A 3,995-nucleotide genomic window follows, 5' to 3' on the forward strand; every position below is an offset into this window, starting at 1 on the left:
CCGCGGCCCCCGCCGGCGGCGCCCGGGCCGCGGCCGCCACCCGGCCGCTGCTCGGCGCGCCGTACGTCGTCTCGCCCCTGGGTGAAGGCCGCGGGCCGGATCCGGACCCGCGCTTCCGGCTCGACGCCTTCGACTGCATGACCTTCGTGGAGACGGCCGTCGCGCTCGGCTCGGCGCGCACCCTCGCCGAGGCCCGGCGCGCGCTCGACGACGTCCGCTACGCCGGGCCGCCGTCGCTCGGGGGACGCAATCACGAGGTGCTCTCCCAGTGGATCCCCCGGGTGCTCGCCAGGGGATGGGCGCGGGACGTCGCCCGGGAGGTCGCCGGATCGCGCGCGCGGCGCGTGGAGGAGGTCTACACGCCGGCCCGCTGGGACGCCGTGCGCCGCGCCGGCCGGGCCATCCCAGGGCTCCCGCGCGCGCGCCTGCCCGCCGGCGCGTTCGAGGCGTGGGTCGTCTCGCCGGAGGACGCGGTGGCGAACGCCGGCGGCATCCCGGAGGGGACGATCGCGTTCGTCGTCCGGGCGCACGCGGAGGAGCGTGCCACGCGCGTCACGCACGCCGGGCTGGTGGTGGTGGGCCGGGACGGTGGCCGCCGGGTCCGCCACGCCACCTCGACGCGCGGGGTCTCCCGCGTGATCGAGGAGCCCCTGGCCCGCTTCCTCGCCCGCGAGGCGAAGGCGCACCCGCGCTGGCCGGTCGAGGGCGTCGCCCTGCTCGCGATCGAGGACGGGCGCGCGCGGCTCCAGGCGCTCGCGGAGCAGGGCGGGCGCGGATCGCCCGCCCGCCCGGCCGCCAGGCCGGAGGTGCCTTCGCCCACCCCGGCGCCCCCGCCGCGGCTGTAGGCGGTTGCCCCACGCCTCGCCGGTGCCGATCTTCTCGGCCGAGGGGAAGTGGGGGGGCTGCGATGAGGTTGGGGGGCGGCGTCGCGGCGAGGCGGGCGGAGGAGATCGCTGATCTCCCCGTCCGCCTCGCCCTTGGTGGGACGATGCTGTACCACGGGCTCTCGAAGCTGCGCGGCGAGGGGCCGGCGCAGACGAGCCAGATGTTCGAGAGCCTGGGGCTCACCCCCGGTCGCCCGCTCGCGATCGCCACCGGCGTCACCGAGGCGCTGGCCGGGGCGGCGGCGATCCTCGGGATCGGGACCCGCGCCGCGGCCCTCGCCGTGCTCGCCACGCAGGCGGTGGCGATCTGGAAGGTCCACGGGCCGAAGGGCTACTCGAACATGCAGGGCGGGATGGAGTACAACCTCTCGATCGCGGCGATGTCGCTCGGCCTCCTGCTCACGCACCCCGGCGTCCTCTCGCTGCACCGGGCCGCCACCCGCGGCCGCGCGCGGGCTCGCGGGGTCCCCGGCTGGCTGACGCGGGCGCAGCCGGGGTTCGCGGATCGCGCCCTCGCGGTGATGCACTGACGTACTCCCCCCGCTGACGGGCCCGGCCCGCGCCCGGCGCGTGGGCGTCGCCTCCTCGGAAGTTCCGGCGAGCGTCCCGGGATCGGCGGTGATAGTCTCCCTCGCCTCCGTCGGCGGGGTGGCCGTCCTGTTCGGCAGCTCCCCGTCGCCGAGGCGTCGAGGCTCGACCCCCGAGGTTCGACCCCATCGACGCGACGCGGACCGAACAGGGAGACGCCGGACACGTGGATCGCGCGAAGCTGGTGAAGGAGATCCGGGGCTGGACGCTGACCATCCTCGCGGTCCTGGCCTTCCGGACGTTTCTCTTCGAGCCGGTGTACATCCCGTCGGGCTCGATGATCCCGACGCTGCAGATCGGCGACTACGTCGTGGTCGAGAAGTGGGCCTACGGCGCGCGCCTGCCGTTCACGGAGACCGCGCAGGCGACGTGGGCCTCCCCGAAGCGCGGCGACATCGTGGTGTTGCTCGCCCCGCCCGGCAACCCGCGGAACGACGACCTCATCAAGCGCGTCGTCGCGGTGGCCGGGGACACGGTCGAGATCCAGGACGGTCACCTGGTGGTGAACGGGACGCCGGCGCCGAGCGAGCGGGTCGCCGGCCGGTGCGACTACTGGAACAAGCCCGAGGGCGGGGAGTGGCGCGAGGAGCCCTGCATCGACTTCGTCGAGCAGCTCGGGCCCCACCGCTACCACACGTTCTGCACGCCGTACCTCCCGTGCGGCGACGTCGAGCGGCAGAGCGTTCCGGCCGGCACGGTCTGGCTGGCGGGCGATCACCGCGATCACTCGGCGGACAGCCGGGTGTTCGGCCCGGTCCCCGTCGGGCGGATCAAGGGGCGCGCCGTCATGACCCTCGTGTCATGGGGGCCGCACGGCCCGCGGTGGGATCGGCTGTTCCACTTCGTGAATCACTGACGGTCGCGGCGACCTCCGGCCCGGCGGTTTCGAACCCGGACCCGCACGCGAACCCGAACCCGACCCCCGTCCCGGATCACCTGATCCGTGCCCGTCACCGTGCGTCCGTCACCGTCACCGGCCCCACCGTGCCCGCCACCCGGCTCCCGTGGCCCGTGGCCCGGCGCCTTCCGAGCCCGTCATCCGGAGCGGCCGTTCGGGCGGGAGGGTCAGACACCGGCGATCGCGCACGTGCCCGTCGTCCGCGACGCATCCCCCTCCGCGCGCCACGCGACGACCACGATCGCTCGCAGTGCCAAGCGGTCGTACGCGCTTCGTCCATGCCCAAGGTGAGCGAGTTCTTCGGGATCGTGATCGCGCGTTACGAACGGACACGGGGATTTCTGTCCTGGTGCGGACGTGGCCAAGTCCGCGGAATCCCGCGTTTCGGAGGGGACGGAAGCCAACGCTGTAGCGCATTTGTAGCAGCGAGATCCGGGATGGGTGGATGGGCCGGTCCGACCCGCACGCAAGTGAACCGGATCAAGCCCACACGCTGCCGTGGTGGTCGCCTTGACGCTCGACTCCGGAGGCGTTGCCGCCGAACGGTGCACGGCTGAAGTCACGGCCGCCGCCACTCGTCCGACCGCCGCCGGAACAAGTCCACGCGACGGGCAACGTCTTCCATCGCCACACGCCCTTCCGCGCGGCTGAACAGCTTGAAGCGGCTCAGCGTCGGGATGCGGATCGCGAGAGTCCCGCCGCATTCGGCGAACGCGACGCGCTGGTTGCCCCACCCGGCTGGCCGCTCGAAGACATGCGCGGGACGCGGAAGCACCGTCGCAAGCTGGTCGAACGCGTCGGCGCCGTTCACCACCAGCACCTCGGGCTCGAGCTCCGCAAGCAGGATGCGCCACAGCTCACGGGCGAAAGCGAGCGTATCGGCTGGTGCCTGCATCTCCTGCCAGATCGGCGCGCGAAATGGGACGAAGTACGCGGAGAGTGTCTCGTCCGGCGATGTCTGCAGGAGCGCGAACAAGGATCGGATCTGGCCTTGAAGCGGCGAGTCACCCGGCGGCGCACCGTGCCAGCTCTCCGTCAGGTACGCCGAGCCCGCTTCGCAGCTCTCGTGCGGCTGGTCGGACGGCTCCTCGGAGCCGCCGGGATTACACGACATCAGAGCGATCCGGGGCCGCGGCTTGAAGGTTCGGCGCGGCGACAGGAGGAACCGGAACCTGTCAACGTGAATGAGACAGCGCGCTGCTGAGTTTACTGACGCGCCTCCTCTGTGCGTGAAGGCTGCTGCGGTTTGTTAATCCAGACCTCGCTCGGAACCGCGCCCGCCGACGGGGCGCCGGCGGGGAACCGCTCGGGCCGGGCGGCGAACGCGGCCGCGAGGACCAGGTCGCGTGCCTCGAGTCGGGCGGCCGCGAGGCCGTGGTGAACGTCGTGCGGCGTCACCAGGCCGAGTCCGCCGTGGCGGTGCTCGGTGTTGTACCAGCGGAAGAAGTCGGCGCAGTGCGCGCGCCCGTCCTCGATGGAGCCGAAGCGTTCCGGAAAATCGGGCCGGTACTTCATCGTCTTGAAGTGCGACTCGGAGAACGGGTTGTCGTTCGAGACGTGCGGCCTCGAGTGGCTCTTCGTGACGCCCATGTCGGCGAGCATCAGCGCGACCGGCTTCGAAGTCA

At 72.9% G+C, this 3,995-nt stretch carries 5 protein-coding genes; 3 read left to right on the forward strand and 2 right to left on the reverse strand.

What is annotated here, in order from left to right; translation table 11 throughout:
- The 3 genes from MNZ27_RS22870 to lepB form a co-directional block, all read left to right on the forward strand.
- Window positions 1-845: N-acetylmuramoyl-L-alanine amidase-like domain-containing protein (locus MNZ27_RS22870; protein WP_242396375.1), on the forward strand; the 845-nt coding region annotated here is incomplete at its 5' end.
- 62 nt (window positions 846-907) lie between these two features.
- Window positions 908-1,414, forward strand: a complete 507-nt coding sequence (locus tag MNZ27_RS22875) for a DoxX family protein (RefSeq protein ID WP_242396376.1) — start codon at window positions 908-910, stop codon at window positions 1,412-1,414.
- Between the two features lie 224 nt (window positions 1,415-1,638).
- Complete coding sequence (lepB, locus tag MNZ27_RS22880; RefSeq protein WP_242396377.1) at window positions 1,639-2,328, forward strand: signal peptidase I; 690 nt, start codon at window positions 1,639-1,641, stop codon at window positions 2,326-2,328.
- A 601-nt stretch (window positions 2,329-2,929) separates the two neighbouring features.
- Here the strand turns inward: lepB and MNZ27_RS22885 are convergent.
- Together MNZ27_RS22885 and MNZ27_RS22890 are read right to left on the reverse strand one after the other, a co-directional pair.
- Window positions 2,930-3,346: a hypothetical protein gene (locus MNZ27_RS22885; protein ID WP_242396378.1), complete on the reverse strand. Its 417-nt coding sequence runs from the start codon at window positions 3,344-3,346 to the stop codon at window positions 2,930-2,932.
- Window positions 3,347-3,576: 230 nt separating this feature from the next.
- On the reverse strand, window positions 3,577-3,995 hold a 419-nt coding region (locus MNZ27_RS22890; RefSeq protein ID WP_242396379.1), incomplete at its 5' end, for an integrase core domain-containing protein.

Source organism: Anaeromyxobacter oryzisoli (assembly GCF_022690765.1).
Taxonomy (GTDB): Bacteria; Myxococcota; Myxococcia; order Myxococcales; family Anaeromyxobacteraceae; genus Anaeromyxobacter; species Anaeromyxobacter oryzisoli.